The sequence below is a fragment of the Phenylobacterium sp. genome, assembly GCF_031984885.1.
Taxonomy (GTDB): domain Bacteria; phylum Pseudomonadota; class Alphaproteobacteria; order Caulobacterales; family Caulobacteraceae; genus Phenylobacterium.
In genome coordinates, this window is record NZ_DAMABV010000002.1 from 116,017 (window position 1) to 137,230 (window position 21,214).

Here is a 21,214-nt window from a genome sequence, read left to right on the forward strand (position 1 = left end):
GCTGAGTCAGGACGGGATTCCCCCATGCGCTTCTCGCACTTCTTCATCGACCGTCCGATCTTCGCGGGCGTGATTTCGGTGTTCATCGCCCTGATCGGGGCCTTCGCCTTGCCGCTGCTGCCGCTGTCGCAGTATCCGGACATCGCGCCCCCGACCATCGCCGTGACCGCCATGTACCCAGGCGCCTCGGCCGAGACCCTGGCCGAGACCGTCGCCGCGCCGATCGAGCAGGAGATCAACGGCGTGGAGGGCATGCTCTACATGACCTCCTCGTCGACCGCCGACGGCATGGCGCAGATCTCGGTGACCTTCGAGCCGGGGACGGACCTCGACGCCGCCCAGGTGCTGGTCCAGAACCGGGTGGCCCTGGCCGAGCCGCGCCTGCCGGAACAGGTGCGCCAGGTCGGCGTCACCGTGAACAAGCAGCTCTCGGGCTTCCTGCTGCTGGTCGCCCTGACCTCCGAGGATCCGAACGCCGACCTCGACCACATCGGCAACTTCGCCAACTCGACGCTGCGCGACCGCATCCTGCGCATCAAGGGCGTGGGCGGCGTGCAGGTGTTCGGCGGCGGCTTCTATTCGATGCGGGTCTGGATCGACCCGGGCAAGGCCGCCGCGCGCAACCTGACCTCCGGCGAGATCGTCGCGGCCCTGCGCGCCCAGAACGTCCAGGCCGCCGGCGGCGCGCTGGGCCAGGCCCCCAACGACACCGGCGCGGCCTTCCAACTGCCGGTGCAGGTGCAGGGGCGTCTCGCCAATCCCGAAGAGTTCGCCGACATCGTCATCCGCACCGACGCCGAGGGCCGCGTGACCCGCGTGCGCGACGTGGCGCGCGTCGAGCTGGGCGCCCAGGACTATGGGATGCGCGGCTATTTCGACGGCCGGCGCGGCATCGGCCTGGCGATCATCCAGCAGCCCGGCGCCAACGCCCTGTCGACCGCCAGCGAAGTCCTGAAGGCGGTCGAGGAGCTGAAGCCGTCGATGCCGCAGGGCGTCAGCTACAGCATCCCCTACAACCCGACGGAATTCGTCGAGGCCTCGGTCGCCTCGGTGCAGAGCACGCTCTTCGAGGCGGTGATCCTCGTCGTGGTCGTGATCATGATCTTCCTGCAGACCTGGCGGGCGGCGATCATCCCGATCCTGGCCATCCCGGTCGCGCTGGTCGGCACCTTCGCGATCCAGTTGGCGCTCGGCTACTCGCTGAACTCGCTGTCGCTGTTCGCGCTCGTGCTGGCCGTCGGCATCGTCGTCGACGACGCCATCGTCGTGGTCGAGGCGGTGGAGCGGAACATACGTCGAGGCATGACGCCCAGGGAGGCGGCCTACAGGACGATGGACGAGGTGTCCGGCGCCCTGATCGCCATCGGCCTGGTGCTGCTGGCCGTGTTCGTGCCGACCGCCTTCATGCCCGGCATCCCCGGCATGTTCTTCCGCCAGTTCGCGGTGACCATCTCGGCGGCCTCGGTGATCTCGCTGATCACCTCGCTGACCCTGTCGCCGGCCCTGGCCGCGATCCTGCTGAAGCCGCATGTCGAGCACTCCCTCGACACGGGCCCGCGCTGGATGCGCCCGATCAAGATGGCGGGCCACAAGTTCAACAGCGGCTTCGACTGGCTCAGCGACAAGTACGGCGCCCTCACCGCCCGCCTGGTCCGCGCCAGCATGATCGTGCTGGTAATCTATGCCGGCCTGATCCTGATGACCGGCTGGCGCCTGACCGCCACCCCGACCGGGTTCATCCCGCAGCAGGACCAGGGCTTCCTGATCGGCGTCGTCCAACTGCCGCCGGGCGCCTCGCTGCAACGCACGGACGACGTCGTCCGCCGCGCCAGCGCGATCGTCCAGGAAACCCCCGGCGTCCAGGGCGTCTCGGCCTTCGCCGGCCTCGACGGGGCCAGCTTCTCGGCCATGTCCAACGGCGGCGTGTTCTTCGTGAAGCTCGACGACTGGTCCAAGCGCGGCAAGGAACTGAACGCCGACGTCATGGCCGGCCAGGTCATGGGCCGTCTGGCCGGCATCCAGGAAGCCAACATCTTCTTCCTGGCGCCTCCGCCGGTCGAGGGCATGGGCAACGCCGGCGGCTTCAAGATGATGGTCCAGGACCGCTCGGGCGCAGGCTACCGCTCGCTGGAGCAGGCCGCCAACGGCCTGGTGGGCGCGGCCGCGGCGACCCCGCAGTCCACCGTCGGCGTCTTCTCGCAGTTCAACACCGGCTCGCCCCGCGTGACGGCCGACATCGACCGCGACAAGGCCCTGCTGATGGGCGTGCAGCCCAACGCCATCTACGACGCCATGAGCACCTATCTCGGCTCGACCTACGTCAACGACTTCAACCTGCTCGGCCGCACCTTCCGGGTGACTGCGCAGGCCGAGGCCGACGCCCGCGACGATCCGGCCGACATCGCCGGGATCAAGGTCCGCTCCGCCTCCGGCGGGATGGTGCCGCTCGGCTCGCTCGCCACCGTGCGCGACGAGACGGGGCCGGTGCGCGTGGTCCGCTACAACCTCTTCCCGGCCGCGGAAGTGCAGGGCGGGGCGCCTCCGGGCGTGGCCTCCGGCGACGCGCTCAAGGCCATGGAGGCGCATGCGGACAAGGTGCTGCCCGCCGGCTTCAGCTACGAGTGGACCGAACTGGCCTATCAGGAGAAGGCGGCCGGCAATTCCGGGGCCCTGATCTTCGTCCTGGCGGTGGTGTTCGTGTTCCTGGTGCTGGCGGCCCAGTACGAGGCCTTCACCCTGCCGCTGGCGGTCATCCTGATCGTGCCGATGTGTATCCTCGCGGCGATCGTCGGGGTGAACCTGCGAGGCCAGGACAACAACATCCTGACCCAGATCGGCCTGATCGTGCTGGTCGCCCTGGCGGCCAAGAACGCCATCCTCATCGTCGAGTTCGCCAAGCAGGCGGAGGAAGACGAGGGGGCCGACCGGTTCCAGGCGGCGATCAGCGCGGCCCGGACCCGTCTGCGGCCGATCCTGATGACCTCCTTCGCCTTCATCCTAGGGGTGCTGCCGCTGGCGATCGCCACCGGGCCAGGAGCGGAGATGCGCCAGGCGCTGGGCACCGCGGTGTTCTTCGGGATGATCGGGGTGACCATCTTCGGCCTGATCTTCACGCCGGTCTTCTACGTCATCTGCCGCTGGCTGGCCGCGCGCCTGCCCAGGGCCAAGGGCAAGGAAGAGAAGACCTATCCGACCACCGGGGGCGGCACGCCGCACCACCCGCTCGAGTATGAAGGAGGCGCGAAGTGATCCGCCTTAAGCCGATCTCCGCGCTGCTGGCCGCAACCGCGCTCAGCGCCTGCGCGGCGGGACCGACCTATCAGGTTCCGCCGCCGGTCGCCTCGGGGCAGGGGCCCTTCGTCTCCGCCGAGGCGCAGGTGGCCACGCCAGAGGCCCCTCCGGGCGACTGGTGGCGGCTGTTCCAGGACCCGGCCCTCGATGGCCTGATCCAGGAGGCGCTGGTCGCCAACAAGGACGTGGCCGTGGCCGCGGCGAACCTTTCGCGGGTTCGCGCCGTGCTCGGCGAGACCCGCTCGGGCCTGCTGCCGTCGACCACCGTGTCGGCGTCGGGCCAGCGGGTCCGCGGCGAGGACGTGGCGAGCGGCCAGTTCGACGACGGCGACCAGTACCGCGCCGGCTTCGACATGTCGTATGAGGTCGACCTGTTCGGCCGCGTGCGTCGCAGCCTGGAGGCCAATCGCGCCGACGTCGCCGCCGCGCAGGCGGCGCTGGACGTGGTGCGGATCTCGGTCGCCGCCGAGACCGCCCGCGCCTATGCCGACATCTGCGCGGCCAATGCCCAGATCGCGGTGACCAGGCGCACCATCGAGCTGCAGCAGAACACCTACGACCTGACCGTCCGCCAGCTCGAGGCCGGCCGCGGCACCGCCGCGGACACCTCCAGCGCCGCGACCCAGCTCGAGACGTCGAAGGCGGTCCTGCCGACCCTCGACGCCCAGCGTTCGTCGGCGCTGTTCCGCCTGGCCCTGCTGACCGGAAAGCCGCCGGCGCAGGCGCCCCAGGCGGTGCTGAGCTGCCAGGCGAGCCCGCAGGTGGCCCAGACCATCCCGGTCGGCGACGGCGCGGGCATGCTCGCCCGTCGTCCGGACGTGCGCCAGGCCGAACGCGAGCTGGCTGCGGCCACCGCCCGCATCGGCGTGGCCACCGCCTCGCTCTATCCGTCGGTGACCATCGGCGGGGCGATCTCGACCAGCGGGGCGCGGACCGGCGACCTGGGCGACGACTACAGCTTCAACGTCGGTCCGCTGATTAGCTGGAACTTCCCCAACATCCTGGCCGCTCGCGCCCGCGTGAAGCAGGCCGGGGCCGGGGCGGAAGCCGCGCTCGCCAACTTCGAGAAGGCGAACCTCACGGCCCTGCAGGAGACCGAGACCGCGCTGACCCAGTACGCGCGCGAACTGGACCGCCGCGCCGCGCTCAAGCGCGCCCGCGACGAAGGCGCCAAGGCCGCGCAGCTCACCCGCCTGCGCAACGAGGCGGGCGTGGACAGCCTGTTGGCCGTGCTGGTGGCCGAACGTCAGCTAGCCTCGCTCGAGGCCCAGCTTGCACAGTCCGACGCCCAGGTGACCACCAACCAGATCGCCTTGTTCAAGGCGCTGGGCGGCGGTTGGGAGCCCACGGCAGGTTAGGACGAACGGCGCAAGGGCGGGGAGATTTCCCCGCCCTTTTTCGTCCTGCTGCGGCTTGTCTCCTAGCTGCCGGAGAAATTCTCCATTGAGGCGTAAATTCCTATTGAAATTATAGGAATGAAGCGGATCGCGCTGGGGCGATCCCGATCCATGGAGACAAGCATGATCTCAAGCGCGCGCCTGGCGCATCGAACCCTGCTGGCCGCAAGCGCGGCCTTGGGCCTCATGGCCGCGCCCGCCGCGGCGCAGGATGCGGCGGCGGTCCACCAGCGGGCCCTGGTGCTGGACGGCCACGTCGATGTGCTGCTGCCCGGCGCCAATCCCCGCTACTTCGCCGACGACGGCAAGTCCTTCAGCGAGATCGACAAGCTCAAGGCCGGGGGCGTCGACGCCCTGGTCTATGCGGTGGCCGTCTCGACGGGGCCGCAGACGCCGGAAGGCCAGGCCGCCGCCCGCGCGGAAGCCGACGCCAAGCTGGCCGCCATTCACAAGATCGCCGCCGACAATCCGGGCGACGTCGCCATCGCCTATTCGGCCGACGACGTCCGCAAGATCGTCGGCGAGGGCAAGATCGCCATCCTGATCGGTTTCCAGAACGCCTATTCGCTGAAGCCGGACGTGGCCGAGTTCGATCGCCTCCAGAAGGAGGGGGTGCGGGTCGCGGCCCTGAACCACGCCGGCAACAACGCCTTCGCCGACTCCTCGCGGCCCCAGCAGGGCGCGGGCGAACAGCATGGCGGCCTCTCGCCCCTGGGCAAGGCCGCGGTGACGCGCCTGAATGACCTGGGCGTGCTGATCGATGTCTCGCAGCTCACGCCGAAGGGCGTCTTCCAGACCCTCGAACTGTCGCGCACGCCGGTCGTCGCCACCCACTCGGCGGCCAGGAGTCTGGTCGACAACACCCGCAACCTCTCCGACGCCGAGCTCGACGCCATCAAGGCCAAGGACGGCGTCGTGCAGGTCGTGCCGTTCAACAGCTACCTGCTGCCGCAGCCGGCCGACTATCCGGCGCGCCTGAAGGCCCTGCGGGCCGAGTATGGGCTGCCGCTCGATCGGCCCGGCTACCAGGGGGCGGACGACCTGCCCAAGGATCGCCAGGACGCCTTCTTCGCGGCCTACCGGGCCCTCTCGCCCCAGGCGACCGTGAAGGACTATGTCGATCACATCGACTACATCGCCAAGCGGATCGGCGTCGATCACGTCGGGATCGGGACCGACTTCAACCACGGATCCGGCATCCCGGGCTTCAAGGACGAGGGCGAGGCCCCCAACGTCACCCGCGAACTGCTGGCCCGCGGCTATACCGAGGCGCAGATCGACGCGATCTGGGGCGGGAACTTCCTGCGCGCGCTGAAGGCTGCGGAGGTCGGCGCCCAGCCGCAGGCGCGAGCGGATTAACTGTAAATTGACGCTCCGCCCTCGAGGGTTGTGTATCTGGGGCCAGGCGGGGGCATGGTACGGTGCGGGAGCGCGCTGCTGACGGCCAGGGCGTCGATGTGGACATCATCGCCCTGGCGTCGCTGTCGGAAAGCGAGCGGTCGCTTTGGCGTTCCTGGTGCGCATCGGGAGCGCTCTCTCCGTTCCATCGCCTGGAGTTCGCCGAGATCGCGGCGCAGATCGCGCCCGACGCGGCGCTGGCGGTGCTTCATCGCAAGGGCGCGCCCTGCGGGTTCTTCCCGTTCCAGAGACGCGGCGGCGCGGCCTATCCGCTCGGCGCCCCGCTCAACGACTATCACTCGGTGGTGGCCCCGCCCGACGAGACCTGGGATCCGGCGGCGCTGTCGCACAGCCTCGGCGTCGCCCGGGTCGGGGTGACCGGCTGGGTCGGACCGGCCAGCGCCCGGCAAGGCGCTCGCCGCGCCGCGCTCGTCGCCGACCTGACCGACGGCTGGGAGGCCTACGCGCTTGGACGACGCGCCCGGTTCGGCAAGTTCTTCCGCGACAAGGAGCGCGGCCGCCGCGCGCTGGTCCGCGACGCCGGTCCCGTCGAGTTCGAGGGCGACTGCGACGACGAGGCGAGCCTGGACGCCCTCATCGCGCTCAAGCGGGCGCAGTATGGCCGCACGGGCAAGCACGACGTGTTCGCCTGTGGCTGGACGGAAGACCTCCTGAAGTCCCTGTGGCGTGCGCGTGGGCCGCATTTCGGCGCCCGGCTGGCGGTGCTGCACGCGGGCGGGCGAACCTGGGCCATGGAGCTGAGCCTGCACGCGGACGCTCACTACCACTTCTGGATTCCGGCCTATGACCGTGTCGGCGCGCGCTACGCGCCCGGCCTGCTCCTCTGCATCGACACCTTGCAGGCCGCCAGCGCCGAGGGGTTCAGGACCTTCGACTTCGGCTTCGAAGGCCAAGCCTACAAGAAGTACTTCGCCGATCCGGCCGCCGAGGTCAGCCACGGCCTGGTCTTCGCCCGCGGGCGGCCGCGCTGGCGGGACGCGCTGAGCAGCGCCCTGGGCCCCGACCTGGTCGCCAAGGTCGAGCACCGGTGGCTGGCCATCGAGGCCTGCGAGACCACCCGCCTGCGCCGGTGGCGGACCCTGGCCGCCGCGGTCGCGCGGGCGCCCTTCAACTGATCAGGCGCGGACGGGCGCAGGGCGCTGGGTGAAGCCCTGGTCGCCGTCGAACGGCGTGGGGCGCCAGGTCCGCAGCGCCTCGGCTTCGCGCAGCCGCGCATGGCCGTGGGCGTGGCGCCGGCGGACCACCGCGCCGTCGGTCTGCGCCAGCAGCGGCAGGACGTCCTCGGTGACCAGGTTGAGCCGCAGCCGGGCGCATCCCATGGGGCCGCAGAGGCGGCGCAGCGCCTCCACCAGCGCCGGCAAGGCGCGCGCCCGAACCTCGTCCAGGGACAGCAGGTCGATGATCTCCAGCGTCGGCGCGTCGAGTTGGCAGGTCTTGCTGACCTGGGCCATGGTCCAGGCCTTCAGGTCCTCGCCGTCAAACCAGCCCAGCAGGAGCGGGGCGAGCGTCGCATCCGGATCGGACAGGCGCCAGGCCAGGGCCGCAGCGTCGCGCGCCGCCAGGACCTGGCCCTCGTCGACGGCGGCGCGGAACAATCGCTCCATCGCGTCCAGGGCGTCCGCGCCCTCCAGGACGCGAATCTCCGGCGTCCGCCGCAGGGATGACGATGCGACGCGGTAGCGCCGCCCCGCGAACCACTCCCGGCTGCGCTTGGAGCCGTCGGGCGTCAGCTTCCAGGCCAGTTTCTCGATCACCAGGTCGGAACGTCGCGTGTGCCAGACCAGCTTTGCGTCCGCCGCGCCGGGCGGGAAGGGGACGTAGCCGAACTTGCGATAGATGGGCGCGGAGAGCGCATTGGCGTTGAGGTGGAAGGTCGACATGCCGCCCGCCTGGTCGCGGTAGACTTCCAGTATCCGGCGCGAGCCGCCCCGGGCGCGCGGCAGCACCACCAGGGAGTGGCCGGTGGCGGCGTGCAGCGTCTCGCGGCCCGCGTGGAGCCGCTGGCGGAAGTTGCCGGCGAAGCCGCAGACCCCCTGATCGTCTTCAAGGATCCAGCCGGGCTCGTCTCCGCAGCCGGCCAGCAGCCAGCGCCATCCGGCCTGGCTGCGCGGGGGAAACCATGCCCAGTCGAGCAGGGCGTTGACCGCCGCCGCGTCCTCCTCGCGGAATGTCCGAATGCTGAGGTCCAAGTCAGCCTCCGTTCCCGTCAGTGGATCGCACCCAGGCCCAAGGCGAGGGATCTTCAGGCATAAGCTACGAGAAACATTGAGAACCCGTTCACCATCGTGCGCCGCCGGCCCGCGTGGACATCAGCAGACAAGACCAGTCGAACTAAGGGATTCGCCGGGTATGGGGCTGGACCGGATTAGGCGACCATTTCCACTCAACAACGAGAGGACGTGCGAGATGGTCCGACTGATAACTCCCTGGGCGAGCGTACGCCTCGTCTCGGCGCTGCTTGTGGGCGGATTGGCCCTCAGCGGATGCGCCACAACCCAGTATGTGGATGAGCAGATCGCCAGCGTGAACGGTCGCATCGATGCGGTGGACACCAAGGCGCAGGATGCGATCCAGCGCGCCGACGCCGCCAACGCCGCGGCGCAGGCCGCTGCGGGCGAGGCCCAGAACGCCAACCAACGCCTCGATCAACTGACCGGGCGCGTGGACCGTCTTGAGCAGGCTGCGGCGGCGCGTCCCAGCAAGATGCCGAGAAACTGATCGTCCAAGCTTGGACGTTCCAGGTCGTCAGGCGTTCGCTATCAGCGCCAGCAGTTCGGCGTGGAGTCATGGAACGACAGCGATGCGTAAGCCTTTGAGAGCGGCCCTAACGGCCTGGGCGGTTTCATTCGGCGTGCTGGCGGTCGGGGGCGCTCCAACCTCGACCGCGGCCGCGGAATCTCCTGAGTCCGCGCCCGCGCCGCAGGCGGCGGAAGGTCGCGGCGTACCCGCCTCGGAGGCGGTGATCCAGGTCGCCGACTGGGTGACGGCGTCCCGCGACAGCGGCGGCCTGCCCTTCGTCATCATCGACAAGGTGAGCGCCCAGGTGTTCGTCTTCGACGCCGACGCCCAGTTGAAGGGCTCGGCCCCGGCCTTGCTGGGCCTGGCGCGCGGCGATGATTCCGCCCCCGGAATCGGCGAGCGTGAGCTTTCCAAGATCACCCCTGAAGAACGCACGACCCCGGCCGGCCGATTCCTCGCCGGATATGGGGAAGGCCCCGACAGCGACATCCTCTGGGTCGACTACGAGACCGCGGTGTCGATGCACCAGGTGGTCACCACCAATCCCAAGGAGCAGCGTCTGCGTCGGCTGCAAACGCCCAGTCCGAACGACAATCGCATCACCTTCGGCTGCATCAACGTGCCCATCGCCTTCTATCAGGAAGTGGTGCTGCCGATGTTCAAGGCCTCGAAGGGCGTGGTCTATATCCTCCCGGAGACCCGGGCGCTGGATGAGGTCTTCGCGGATTTCCGGCCCCAGGCGCGGCTGGCCGGCGTCGCGGGCCTCGTCGTGGCCACCGGACTCACGTCCGACGCCAGCGAAACGACGCTGCCGGCCGTTGTCGCCGGCGGCGACCTCGAACACCTGGATGCTCGCTGATCAGGAGAGGCGCTCTTACGTGCCTCCGTAGGGCGTCCATTCGCCATACGGAAACTCTACCGCCGTGGCGGGAAAAATGGTCGGAGTGGCAGGATTCGAACCTGCGACCCCCGCGTCCCGAACGCGGTGCTCTACCAGACTGAGCCACACTCCGACTTGAGAGCGCGCCTTATAGAGGGTCGCGATCTGCGCCGCAAGCGGGTCAGAAAGACCTTTTTTGGGGCGTTGCATCCGGCGAAGTGTTGAGCTATCTCCACGCCCTCGCCGCGGGGGACATGTCCTCCGAAGCCGTTCCTGCTGGGGAATGGTGTAATGGTAACACTGCGGTTTTTGGTACCGTCATTCTAGGTTCGAGTCCTAGTTCCCCAGCCACTTCCTCCCCGATGTCAGCCTGACGACGCCAGCCCTCTCGGGCCGGCCGGCGAGTGAAGCTGCGGAGGGGCGTCGATCTTCGGCGTCAGGCTCCGCCCAGCACCATGCCCGCGGCCTCGGGCGCGCTCGTATCGCCGCCGTTGAGGCTCTTGCGCATCCAGACGATGTCGACCCAGCGGCCCTTCTTCCAGCCGAAGCCCTTGCCGACGCCCGCATGCTCGAAGCCGAGCGAGGCGTGCAGGCCGATCGAGCCGGCGTTGGCCGAATCGCCGATCACCGCGACGACCTGGCGGATGCCGAAGGCCTCGCAGGCCTCGATGACCGCGCCCAGCACCGCCTTGCCGACGCCGCGTCCGACCGCCTCGGGCGCGACATAGACGCTGTCCTCGACCGTGTAGCGATAGGCCGCCCGCGGACGGAAAGGCCCGGCATAGGCGAAGCCCAGGACCTGGCCCTGGTCCTCGGCGACCAGATAGGGCAGGCCGCGCTCGACGACCGCCTGGCGGCGGGCGGCCATGTCCTGGATGCTCGGCGGGACCTCTTCGAAGGTGCCGAAGCCGTTCAGCACGTGATGGCCGTAGATCTCGGCCAGGGCCGAGGCGTCCTCCGTCGTCGATGCCCTGACGATCACTGTTCCCAACCCCGTTCCTGCGCCCAGATGGCGAAGGCGTAGTCGAGGGCGATCTCCTTGAGGAAGTCGAAACGCCCAGAGGCCCCGCCGTGGCCGGCCTCCATGTTGATCTTGAGCAGGATCGGGGCCTCGCCGGTCGAATACTGGCGCAGCTTGGCGACCCACTTCTCGGGCTCCCAGTAGGTCACCCGCGGATCGGAGAGGCCGCCGGTCGCCAGGATCGGCGGGTAGGGCTTGGCCGCCACCTGGTCATAGGGGCTGTAGCTCGCGATCCGGTCGTAGGCCTGCGGGTCTTCCAGCGGGTTGCCCCATTCGGGCCACTCCGGCGGCGTGAGCGGCAGGGTGGTGTCGCTCATGGTGTTCAGGACGTCGACGAACGGCACGGCCGCGATGATCCCGGACCACAGGTCGGGCCGCATGTTCACCACCGCGCCCATCAGCATGCCGCCGGCCGATCCGCCATAGGCGACCATGCGGCCCGCCTTGCCATAGCCGTTGGCGTCCAGATGCTCGGCGCAGGCGATGAAGTCGGTGAAGGTGTTGGTCTTCTTCTCCTTGCGGCCGTCCAGGAACCAGCCCCAGCCCTTGTCGGAGCCGCCGCGGATGTGGGCGATCGCCCAGATCCAGCCGCGGTCGACCAGGCTCAGGTTGCGGATCGAGAAGGCGGGCTCCATGGCGTGCCCATAGGAGCCGTAGCCGTAGAGCAGGAGCGGCGCCGAGCCGTCGAGCGGGGTGTCCTTCAGCATCAGCACGGTGATCGGCGCCTGCGCGCCGTCCTGCGCCTTCGCATAGAGCCGGCGCGCCACGTAGCGGGCCGGGTCGTGGCCGGAGGGAATCTCCTGGGTCTTGCGCAGGGTGCGCTCGCGGCTGGCCATGTCGTAGTCGAACCACTGCCGGGGCGTGGTCGGCGACTGGTAGACGAAGCGGGCGAGGGTGGTTTCATATTCCAGCCCCCCCTCCAGCGAGAGGGCGTAGGCCTCCTCGTCGAAGGCGATCTCGTGGCTTTCGCCGTCCCGGGCCATGATCACGATGCGGTCGTTGGCGTTCACCCGCTCCAGGCGCGCCAGATGACCGGCGAAGGCGGCGAAGCCGGTGATGAAGCGCCCCGGCTCATGGGGCACGAAGTCGCGCCAGGTGGCCCGGGCCGGGACGGCCGCGTCGGAGTTCGCCAGCTTGAAGTCCACCGCGCCGTCGGCGTTGGTGCGGATCACCCACCGGTCCGACCAGTGGTCCAACTCGTACTTCACGCCCTCCTGGCGCGGTTCGGCCACGACCGGGGCCGCGGTCGGCGTGGCAGCCGGGATGAGCCACAGCTCGGTGGTCTCCTGGTTGCCGACATGGATCAGGATGTGGCTGCGGTCCGAGGCGAGGCCGACGCCCAGGAACATGCCCTCGTCGGTCTCCTCGTAGACCAGCACGTCCTCGCCGCCGCGGGCGGGGCGGCGGAAGACCTTGGACGGGCGGGCGTTCTCGTCGCGCCAGATCCAGAACAGCCACCGGCTGTCCGGCGAGAAGGTGAAGGCGCCATAGGCGCTCTCGATGGCCTGATCGAGCGTCTCGCCGCTCTCCAGGTCCTTCACCCGGATGGTGTAGTACTCCGAACCCTGCTCGTCGGCGGCCCAGGCGTAGAGCTTGTGGTCGGGGCTGTGGCTGGCGGCGCCGACCTGGAAGAAGGCCTTGCCCTTGGACAGCGCGTCTTCGTCCAGCAGCACGACCTCGCCGTCGTCGCGGCCCCGCGGGCGACGGCCGTGGACCGGATGCTCCGCGCCGATTTCGTAGCGGACGTAGTATTCCCAGGGCCCGTCCGGGGCCGGGACGCTGGAGTCGTCCTCCTTGATGCGGCCCTTCATCTCGGCGAACAACTGCGCCTGCAGCGCCTCGGTCTTCGCCAGCAGGGCCTTGGTGTAGGCGTTCTCGGCTTCGAGATGCTCGCGGATGTCCTGGCGCAGGACCTTGGGGTCGCGCAGCACCTCGCGCCAGTTGTCGTCCTTCATCCAGGCGTAGTCGTCGGTGCGGGTGCGGCCGAGCTGTTCGATGATCTTCGGTTCGCGGCGGGCGGCGGGGGGCTTGGGAGCGCTCATGTCAGCTACATGCGCCGGCGCGGCCCGCGTCTCAAGGCCTGGAGCCGCGCCGCCTTGCGCAGCCTCGCGCCGGGACCGCCTGCCTATCTGTTCCTGAAACGTCACAGGGCTGTCGCGCGGCAATCGGGCGCGGCCAAGGCTGCTTTCCGCTAACGGTGTTCTTAACTACATATCGTATCGTCGGATGGGCACGAGTTCTTGTCATTAGGGGCGTCAGCCTTGGATCTTTCAGTTGAGTTGATTCACGCGACTGTTCAGTTGGAGCAGCCGCTGGGTGATGGCACCCGCACCGTCGGCACCGGTTTCCTGATCGCCGAGACCGGCCCCGACGGCACGCCGCACACGGTGCTGGTCACCGCCAACCACGTGCTGGCCAAGATGCCCGGCGCCGAGGCGCGCATCGGCTATCGCATCTCCAACCCCGACGGCAGTTGGAGCTATTCGCCCCAGACGCTGAAGATCCGCGACGCCAGCGGCGCCAAGCTGTGGACGCAGCATCCCTCGCGCGACGTCGCGGCCATCGCCATCTCGGCGCCGGAAGCCTTCGCCAAGGCGGCCATCCCGATCAGTTGGCTGGCGGAGGACGACACCTTCCAGGCCAACCAGATCGGCGCCGGCGACGAGATGATGGCGCTGGGCTTCCCGCGCGGCCTGGCGGCCAACCAGGCGGGTTTCCCGATCCTGCGGGCCGGGCGCGTGGCGTCGTTCCCCGTCGCCCCGGCGCAGGTCTTCCCGACCTTCCTGCTGGATTTCACGGTGTTCCCGGGCAATTCGGGCGGGCCGGTGTTCATGTCCCAGGCCGCGCGCCGCCGGGTCGGCGCCAGCGAGGCCGGCCAGGATGTGCAGTTCATCGCCGGCCTGCTGACCCAGCAGGTCGAGCTGAACAGCGAGCGGCTCGAAATCGGCATCGTCACCCATGCGAAGTTCATTCGCGAGACGATCGCCCTGATGGAAGATCCCAAGACGCCGATCACCGTCGCCCACAACCAGCCGGTGGTCGGGGCGCGAGCGGCTTCGGCCGAAGAGGCCGTGGCCCCGCAATAGAAAACGCCGCCCGTCGCGGAGACGGGCGGCGCTTCAATTTGGTCAGGCGTGGGTCTTAGGCGCCGTAGACGACCGAGATGGTCTCGGCGATGCAGGCGGGCTTGGTCTCGCCTTCGATCTCGATGGTGCACTCGTTCTTGAGCTGCATGCCGCCGGCCTTGGGCTCGGCGCCGATCAGCTTCTGGCGCATGCGCACGCGCTTGCCGACGCGGACCATGTTGACGAAGCGGACCTTGTCGGAGCCGTAGTTGATGCCGCGGGTCACGCCCTTGATCGGCAGCATGCCCGCGCCCAGGAACGGGATCAGCGACAGGGTCAGGTAGCCGTGGGCGATCGGGCCGCCGATTTCCTTGGTCGCGCGTTCGACGTCGACGTGAATCCACTGATGGTCGCCGGTGGCTTCCGCGAACTGGTTCACGCGATCCTGGGTGATCTCGACCCAGTCCGAGACGCCCACTTCTTGGCCCACCAGTCCGGGCAGGTCCTTGATCTCCACCGGGTTCATCGTTTGCTCCCAATTCGATTGAAACAGATGTTCGACGTCTAGCATCAGTTAGAGCGCGAGCAACGCCTTTACGCCGCCGCCAGGAACTTTAAACAGCCCCCCATGCAACGAGCTCTCAGCGTCAGCCGGATGACCGGCAACAAGTCGACCTTCCCCGACTGGTACCAGGCGATCGTCCGCGAGGCGGACATGGCCGAGGTCAGCCCCGTCCGCGGCTCCATGATCATCAAGCCGTGGGGCTATGGCGTCTGGGAACGGATCCAGCAGACCATGGATCGCCGGATCAAGGAGATGGGCGTCGACAACGCCTACTTCCCGCTGTTCATCCCGCTGGGCTTCTTCGCCAAGGAGGCCGAGCACGTCGAGGGCTTCGCCAAGGAGATGGCGGTGGTCACCCACCACCGGCTCAAGAGCATCGACGGCAAGCTGCAGCCCGATCCGGACGCCAAGCTGGAAGAGCCGCTGATCGTCCGCCCGACCTCGGAGACGATCATCGGCGACGCCTTCTCGCGCTGGGTGAAGAGCTATCGGGACCTGCCGCTGAAGATCAACCAGTGGGCCAACGTGGTCCGCTGGGAGATGCGCACGCGCCTGTTCCTGCGCACCTCGGAGTTCCTCTGGCAGGAAGGGCATACCGCCCACGCCGACCGCGAGGACGCGCTGAAGTCCACGCTGCAGGCGCTGGAGATGTACCGGGAGTTCTCCGAGAACGTCCTGGCCATGCCGGTGATCGCTGGCGAGAAGCCGGAGAACGAGCGTTTCCCCGGCGCCGACAACACCTTCTCGATCGAAGCCATGATGCAGGACGGCAAGGCGCTGCAGGCCGGCACCTCGCACTATCTGGGCGTCAGCTTCTCGCGCGCCCAGAACATCCGCTACCAGAGCGACAGCGGCGAGATGGAGTTCTGCCACACCTCCAGTTGGGGCACGTCGACCCGCATGATCGGCGGGGTGATCATGACCCACGGCGACGACGACGGCCTGCGCCTGCCGCCGGCCATCGCGCCGCGCCAGATCGTGATCGTGCCGATGCTGCGCGGCAAGGACGAGGACGCCCAGGTCCTGGCCTATGCCGAGGCGCTGGTGAAGGACCTGAACGCCCAGTTCGCGCTGGGCGAGCCGATCCGCGCCCTGCTGGACGTCAAGGACCAGAAGTCCAGCGACAAGCGCTGGAATTGGGTGCGCCGCGGCGCGCCGGTGATCATCGAGCTGGGGCCGCGCGACGCGGCGGGCGGCCAGGTGAGCTTCATGCGCCGCGACCAGCTTCGCGACGGCGACAAGGTCCGTTCCCAGGCCCTGGCGCGCGATGAGTTCGTGGCCCAGGCGCCGGCTCTGCTGGCGCAGATCCAGCAGGCCCTGTTCGACGAGGCCAAGGCCCGCCTGGACGCCAATATCCGCAGCGACCTGACCAGCTTCGACCAGGTGGCCGAGTACTTCGGCCAGCTCTCGGACGAGGACGAGGAAACCTCGGCCTTCAAGGGCTGGGTGCGCGCGCCCTGGAGCCGGCCGACCGGCGAGGAGCTCGATAAGGTCGTCGAGCGGCTGAAGGCCCTGAAGCTGACCCTGCGCAACGCGCCGAGCCAGCAGCCCGACACCTTCGGCCCCTGCGTCTTCACCGGCGCGCCGGGGGTCGAGGAAATCCTGATCGGGCGTTCCTACTAGGCGTGCGTGTCGGCGAGGCGCAGTCGCCTCGCCGACCTCAAGGTTCAGTAGGACTCGAAGCTGTCGAGGCCAAGCAGCGTGAACAGCTCCGCGACGCCGTCTGCCGCCTGCACCGCGGCGAGCAATGGAAGCAGGACCGTATCGCGTTCGTCCTCAAGGCAGTAGTCGCTGGGAAAGGCTTCGAGCGACTTGCCGATCCTGGCCTTCAGGTCCTCGAGCGACATCTTCTCCAGCGGAGCGATGACGTACTCGATCCGATACTGCCGACCTGACAGCATCGCCTTCAACAGCCAGGGAAGCAGGGGGTCTGCCCTGCCTTTGTTGTGGAGCGCGACAACCCGGAACTGAGCCCCATCGGCGTCGATCAGGTCCATGCCCAAAGGCATGCTCTTGCGCAGGGTCTGAACGCCGCAGGTGGTAAGGGATGGGCGATCGGGAAACCCCCAGATCTCCAGGTCGGGCGTGAAGCCGATCAACGGGAACTTGAAGTCGACGAGATCGGACGTGGTTGCGGCGGGTGGGCTCATTTGCGCGACGGTCTTTGCTGCTGAACAAGGTTCTGGACGCCGTCGGCCAGGTTCGCCGCCATCGATGTCGGCAAGACCTTCTGCCAGTCGGTGGTCCCATACCAAACGCGACGAACGGGATCATAGCGAGGCTTCCCTTGCCAGCTTCCGGTGAGTCGACGGTGCTGCTCCACAGGCAAAACCTTGAGAAGGGCGTAGTGATTGCGAGGGTCCTGGGCGGTCCGGCTCAGGCCTTGCAGGGGAACCGTGTGATGGATCTCCTGCCCTTTTCCCGCCAGGCCTTTCGCGCGAATCTGCTTGGCTGCGGCGTTCGCCGAGACCGAGCCCTTCTTTAGGATTCCGATGCCCTTGCTCGCGGCGCGCATGCCCTTCGCGGCGACCCCGATCGGCAGGACGTCTGCGAAAGCCATGGCCCCATTGAAGGCCGCGCCCGCATAGTCCCCGTCCTGATAGTCCGCGACCGCTTCCCAGGCAGGGCCGACCACGGGAATGAACGATTGCGCGAGGTTGGGGCGCGCTATCTTCGTTCGCTCCGTCTCCGCAGCTTCCCGGCGCTTCCTGGCAGCCGCCATCTCGGCATCGTAAAGTTCGCCGGCCGGATCGGGTACGGAGCGCGGTTCACCACGCGGCATTGTCGTCATTCAGGGTTCCTGTCGGTTTCAGCATCGGCGCCGGTTGCAAACCCGCGTCGCCGATGACGCTATGCGAGTCTGACTATCGCCTAGATTGCAGAAACAATCAAGAACAAAATGAGAACATCCTAGTGCGACGCCCATGTCCTCACACGATCCGCGAGCCTTCCTTGCCCCAGTAGGCGTCGCGGATCAGGCGCTTGTAGAGCTTGCCGGTCGGGTGGCGCGGCAGCTCCTGCATGAAGTCGATGACGCGGGGCGACTTCACGTGGCTGAGGTGGGCGCGGCAGAAGGCGGCCAGTTCGGCCTTCAGGTCCTCGCCGGCGGCGTTCCAGTCCATGGGCTGGATGACGGCCACGACCTTTTCGCCCATCTCCTCGTCGGGCGCGCCGACCACGGCCGCGTCGGCGACCTTGGGGTGGGTGATCAGCAGATTCTCGAGCTCCTGCGGATAGATGTTCACGCCGCCCGAGATGATCATGAAGCTCTTGCGGTCGGTCAGGTAGAGGAAGCCTTCCTCGTCGACCCAGCCGACGTCGCCCAGGGTCGTCCAGCCGTACTTGTTGGTGTTCTCGGCGATCTTCTCGGGGGCGTTGTGATAGGTCAGCGGGGTGCCGCCCGCGAAGTAGACGACGCCCTCGCTGCGCGGCGGCAGCGGCTCGCCGTCCTCACCGCAGATGCGCAGTTCGGCGGTGGTGGCCTTGCCCACCGACCCCTTGTGGGTCAGCCAGTCGTGCGGGCCGATGTAGCAGAAGCCGTTGCCCTCGCTGCCGGCGTAGTACTCGTGGATCACAGGGCCCCACCAGGCCATCATCTGCTCCTTGACCGGGATCGGGCAGGGGGCGGCGGCGTGGACGGCCGAGCGCATCGACGAGACGTCGTACTTGGCGCGCACCTCCGGCGGCAGCTTCAGCATCCGCACGAAGTGGGTCGGCACGAACTGGCCGACGTCGATCCTGTACTTCTCGATCAGGCCCAGGGCGTCTTCCGGATCGAACTTCTCCATCACCACGACCGTGCCGCCGAGGCGATGGACGCTCATGCACCAGCGCAGCGGCGCGGCGTGATAGAGCGGCGCCGGCGAGAGGTAGACGCTGTCAGGCTGAAACCCGAACAGCATCTGGGCCATCATCGCCAGGGGATTGGGGGCGTCGATCGGCGCGCCGGTCAGCGGCGGCTTGATGCCCTTGGGGCGGCCGGTGGTGCCCGACGAATAGAGCATGTCGGCGCCGGCGCTCTCGTCGGCGATCGGGGTGGCCGGCTGCCTGTCGCGGGCGGCCTCGAAGCTCTCATAGGGCGCGCGCGGCTGGCCGACCATGAACAGCTTCACGCCCGGCAGCAGGGCCGGCAGCTCGTCGACCACCCCGCCCACGCCGGTCGAGGTGATCAGCACCTTCGCCTCGCAGTCCTTCATGATGTACTCGACCTCGCCGGCGGTCAGCTTGGACGAGATGCAGGCGTAGTAGAGGCCCGCGCGCTGGGCGGCCCAGGCGATCTCGAAGAACCTCGGATGGTTCTCCATCAGGATGGCGATCACGTCGCCGGTCTTCAGGCCCATGGAGCGGAAGAGCTGCGCGCCCTGGTTCGAGCGCTCGTCCAACTGCTTGTAGGTGACGCTCTCGCCTGACCCCGCCATGATGTAGGCGGCGCGATCGGGTTGGGTCTGGGCGTGATTGGCCGGATGCATGAACTCTTCCTCGCGGCGGCCGGGCGCTCTTTGGCGTCTCGACCGTCCTCCCAAAGTTATCGTTGTTAAGGCGAGTATGCGGCCCTTGACGGACCGTCCGTCAAGCGGCGCGCAATAGATGAAATTCACGGGAGGATCAGATGGCCGCGCACAGTTTCGAAACCCTCGGCTACGGCGTCGAGGACGGGGTGGCGACGATCACCCTGAACCGTCCGGAGAAGCTCAACGCCTTCAACACCCAGATGATGAAGGACCTGATCGCCGCCTTCGACGTCACCGACGCCGACGACGAGGTGAAGGCGGTGATCGTCACGGGCGCGGGGCGCGCCTTCTGCGCCGGGGCCGACCTGTCGGCGGGCGGCGAGACCTTCGACTACGAAAAGCGCGGCGGCGAGGACCGGGCCGCGCGGACCCGCGAGGGCGTCCAGCGCGACGGCGGCGGCCTGGTCTCGCTGCGCATCTATGACAGCCTCAAGCCGGTGATCGGGGCGATCAACGGGCCGGCGGTCGGGGTGGGCGTCACCATGCAACTGCCGATGGATATCCGCATGGCCTCGACCGACGCCCGGTTCGGCCTGGTGTTCGCGCGGCGGGGGCTCAACCCGGAAGCGGCCTCGTCCTGGTTCCTGCCGCGGCTGGTCGGGGTCCAGACGGCCCTGGAGTGGTGCTACACCGGCCGCGTCTTCCCGGCGCAGGAGGCGTTCGACCGCGGCCTGGTGCGCTCGCTGCACGCCCCGGAGGACCTGCTGCCGGCCGCCAGGGCCCTGGCCCGCGAGATCGTCGAGAACACCGCGCCGGTCTCGATCGCCCTGACGCGGCAACTGCTGTGGCGGATGGCCGGCGCCTCGCACCCGATGGAGGCGCACCGCGCCGACAGCCGCGGCATCCAGACCCGGGGCGCCATGGCCGATGCGCGCGAGGGGGTCATGTCGTTTCTCGAGAAGCGGCCGCCGGCCTTCCCGAACAAGGTCTCCAGCGACCTTCCCGACATCTGGGAGCATTGGGCGGCGCCGACCTTCAAGTGAACACACGGTTAAGCGCCATGTGATTCGATAGCGGCAGGTATTCGCCCGGATCTCGCATGAACCTGCCGTCGCCCACATCCGAGCTCGACACCCCGCCCGCCTTGCGGGCGCGGGCGACGTTGCTCAAGCGGCTGGCGGACGTGGTCTGCCTGCCGATCTCGCGGATCAACGCCTTCGAGCGGGCGATGACCGCCGACCTGCTGGTCGACATGCTGCGCGAGGCCGAGCCCAGCGAGCGCAAGAAGGTGGCGCGGCGGATCGCCGGCCTGACCGAGATTCCCGCCAGCCTCGCCCGCCTGCTGCTGCGCGACGAAGTGGACGTGGCCGAGGAGCTGCTGCTCAACGCCGCCGCGTTGTCGGACGCCGACCTGCTCGACTGCGCGCGGCTGATGAACCTGGAGCATCGCCGGCTGATCGCCCTGCGCCGCGGGGTCAGCGAAGTCGTCTGCGACGTGCTGATCGAGTTCGGCGAGGTGCTGGTCCTGGAGTGCCTGCTGAAGAACGACGAGGCCAAGTTCTCGACCGGCGGCATCGAGGCGGTGGTGGCGCTGACCCGCGGCGATTCCCGGCTGACCGCCATTCTCCTGCGCCGGCCCGAGCTGCGCCCGGCCCATGCCTATGTGCTGTTCTGGTGGGCCGACGCCGAGGCACGGAAGGTCATCCTTCAGCGCTTCGCGGTCTCGCGCGAGATCCTTCAGGAGGCGGTGAGCGACATCTTCGCCATGGCGGCGGCCGAGCGGTGGCAGGATCCGTTGTCGCGCAAGGCGCTGCAGTTCATCGAGCGGCGGCAGCGCAACCGCGCGGCGATCGAGAAGAGCCCCTACGACAACCTGGAGGCTGCGGTCGCCGCGGCCATGAACGGGCTCTCGCGCGAGGTGGCCGAGGAGATCTCGTATCTCTCGGGCCTCAAGCCGATGACCGGCGCCAAGATATTCACCGACGCGGGCGGCGAGCCGCTGGCCATACTCTGCAAGGCGACCGGCCTGCCCAAGTCGGCGATCCGGTCGCTCTGGCGCGGCCTGAAGCGCGACGAGGTCGAGGCCGACGGCTCGCCGTCGCTCGCGCTGGAGCGGGTGATGCTCGTCTACGACATGATCGCCGTCGATCGGGCCCAGACCGTCCTCAGGTATTGGAACTGGTCGCTGACCTCCGCCCTCACTCCAGCGCTGCTGCGTGCTATCCGGGACGGCGACGAAGACGCCATGGACGAATACTCGGTCCCACAGAAGGCGGCCATGCTGGCATTTTCCAAGGATTTTGGGCGCTGATCACTTCAGCTTGCGACGCTTTGACGCGTCGCAATAGTAGGTGTTGCACAACCGATTGGTGCGGCGCAGCACCTA

Annotated in this window: 17 protein-coding genes and 2 tRNA genes; 11 read left to right on the top strand and 8 right to left on the bottom strand. The window is 68.5% G+C overall.

Features of this window, described 5'->3' with window-relative positions; translation table 11 throughout:
* Positions 1–24: 24 nt before the first annotated feature.
* The 4 genes from RTL41_RS03990 (at position 25) to RTL41_RS04005 (ending at position 7,222) form a co-directional block, all read left to right on the top strand.
* Entirely contained in the window at positions 25–3,249 is a 3,225-nt protein-coding gene (locus RTL41_RS03990; protein WP_312161572.1) for a multidrug efflux RND transporter permease subunit, read from the top strand.
* The gene (locus RTL41_RS03995) at positions 3,246–4,649 is read left to right on the top strand and encodes a TolC family protein (RefSeq protein WP_312161574.1); all 1,404 of its coding nucleotides are present in this window, start codon (positions 3,246–3,248) and stop codon (positions 4,647–4,649) included. The genes RTL41_RS03990 and RTL41_RS03995 overlap by 4 nt, the downstream gene beginning before the upstream one ends.
* A 162-nt stretch (positions 4,650–4,811) precedes the next feature.
* Positions 4,812–6,047 (top strand): dipeptidase, encoded by a 1,236-nt coding sequence (locus RTL41_RS04000; protein ID WP_312161577.1) that lies wholly within the window; start codon positions 4,812–4,814, stop codon positions 6,045–6,047.
* Positions 6,048–6,109: 62 nt separating this feature from the next.
* Positions 6,110–7,222 carry a GNAT family N-acetyltransferase gene (locus RTL41_RS04005; protein ID WP_312161578.1) on the top strand — a complete coding sequence of 371 codons (1,113 nt, stop codon included), beginning with the start codon at positions 6,110–6,112 and terminating at the stop codon, positions 7,220–7,222.
* Here RTL41_RS04005 and RTL41_RS04010 read toward each other — a convergent pair whose 3' ends face one another.
* Positions 7,223–8,296, bottom strand: a complete 1,074-nt coding sequence (locus tag RTL41_RS04010; RefSeq protein ID WP_312161580.1) for a hypothetical protein — start codon at positions 8,294–8,296, stop codon at positions 7,223–7,225.
* Positions 8,297–8,513: 217 nt separating this feature from the next.
* Here RTL41_RS04010 and RTL41_RS04015 point away from each other — a divergent pair, with 217 nt between their 5' ends.
* A complete protein-coding gene (locus RTL41_RS04015) occupies positions 8,514–8,825 on the top strand; it encodes a hypothetical protein (protein WP_312161582.1) in 312 nt (103 codons plus the stop codon).
* A gap of 82 nt (positions 8,826–8,907) precedes the next feature.
* Positions 8,908–9,705 (top strand): L,D-transpeptidase, encoded by a 798-nt coding sequence (locus tag RTL41_RS04020; protein WP_312161584.1) that lies wholly within the window; start codon positions 8,908–8,910, stop codon positions 9,703–9,705.
* A gap of 77 nt (positions 9,706–9,782) precedes the next feature.
* Here the strand turns inward: RTL41_RS04020 and RTL41_RS04025 are convergent.
* Positions 9,783–9,859: transfer RNA gene (locus tag RTL41_RS04025), tRNA-Pro, on the bottom strand.
* A gap of 144 nt (positions 9,860–10,003) precedes the next feature.
* Here RTL41_RS04025 and RTL41_RS04030 point away from each other — a divergent pair.
* Positions 10,004–10,077, top strand: a tRNA-Gln gene (locus RTL41_RS04030).
* An 85-nt stretch (positions 10,078–10,162) separates the two neighbouring features.
* On the opposite strand, the gene RTL41_RS04035 is transcribed toward RTL41_RS04030, so the two are convergent.
* Positions 10,163–10,717: an N-acetyltransferase family protein gene (locus RTL41_RS04035; protein WP_312161587.1), complete on the bottom strand. Its 555-nt coding sequence runs from the start codon at positions 10,715–10,717 to the stop codon at positions 10,163–10,165.
* On the bottom strand, positions 10,705–12,789 hold the full coding sequence (locus RTL41_RS04040; protein ID WP_312161589.1) for a S9 family peptidase: 2,085 nt from the start codon (positions 12,787–12,789) through the stop codon (positions 10,705–10,707). The genes RTL41_RS04035 and RTL41_RS04040 overlap by 13 nt, the downstream gene beginning before the upstream one ends.
* Positions 12,790–13,008: 219 nt before the next feature.
* Between RTL41_RS04040 and RTL41_RS04045 the strand changes: the two genes are divergently transcribed.
* Positions 13,009–13,833, top strand: coding sequence for a serine protease (locus RTL41_RS04045; protein ID WP_312161591.1), 825 nt, complete (start codon positions 13,009–13,011; stop codon positions 13,831–13,833).
* Positions 13,834–13,888: 55 nt separating this feature from the next.
* Here RTL41_RS04045 and RTL41_RS04050 read toward each other — a convergent pair whose 3' ends face one another.
* Positions 13,889–14,338, bottom strand: coding sequence for a MaoC family dehydratase (locus RTL41_RS04050; protein ID WP_312161593.1), 450 nt, complete (start codon positions 14,336–14,338; stop codon positions 13,889–13,891).
* Between the two features lie 102 nt (positions 14,339–14,440).
* On the opposite strand from RTL41_RS04050, the gene proS reads away from it, so the two are divergent.
* Positions 14,441–16,000 (top strand): proline--tRNA ligase, encoded by a 1,560-nt coding sequence (gene proS / locus RTL41_RS04055; RefSeq protein ID WP_312161595.1) that lies wholly within the window; start codon positions 14,441–14,443, stop codon positions 15,998–16,000.
* A 44-nt stretch (positions 16,001–16,044) separates the two neighbouring features.
* Here proS and RTL41_RS04060 read toward each other — a convergent pair whose 3' ends face one another.
* The 3 genes from RTL41_RS04060 to RTL41_RS04070 form a co-directional block, all read right to left on the bottom strand.
* Entirely contained in the window at positions 16,045–16,527 is a 483-nt protein-coding gene (locus tag RTL41_RS04060) for a hypothetical protein (protein ID WP_312161597.1), read from the bottom strand.
* On the bottom strand, positions 16,524–17,168 hold the full coding sequence (locus RTL41_RS04065; protein WP_312161599.1) for a hypothetical protein: 645 nt from the start codon (positions 17,166–17,168) through the stop codon (positions 16,524–16,526). Before RTL41_RS04065 ends, RTL41_RS04060 begins: the two co-directional genes overlap by 4 nt.
* A 139-nt stretch (positions 17,169–17,307) precedes the next feature.
* The gene (locus RTL41_RS04070; RefSeq protein WP_312161600.1) at positions 17,308–18,846 is read right to left on the bottom strand and encodes an acyl-CoA synthetase; all 1,539 of its coding nucleotides are present in this window, start codon (positions 18,844–18,846) and stop codon (positions 17,308–17,310) included.
* A 140-nt stretch (positions 18,847–18,986) separates the two neighbouring features.
* Here RTL41_RS04070 and RTL41_RS04075 point away from each other — a divergent pair, with 140 nt between their 5' ends.
* On the top strand, positions 18,987–19,871 hold the full coding sequence (locus RTL41_RS04075; protein ID WP_312161602.1) for a crotonase/enoyl-CoA hydratase family protein: 885 nt from the start codon (positions 18,987–18,989) through the stop codon (positions 19,869–19,871).
* A 56-nt stretch (positions 19,872–19,927) separates the two neighbouring features.
* On the top strand, positions 19,928–21,139 hold the full coding sequence (locus RTL41_RS04080) for a DUF2336 domain-containing protein (protein WP_312161604.1): 1,212 nt from the start codon (positions 19,928–19,930) through the stop codon (positions 21,137–21,139).
* Positions 21,140–21,214: the final 75 nt, after the last annotated feature.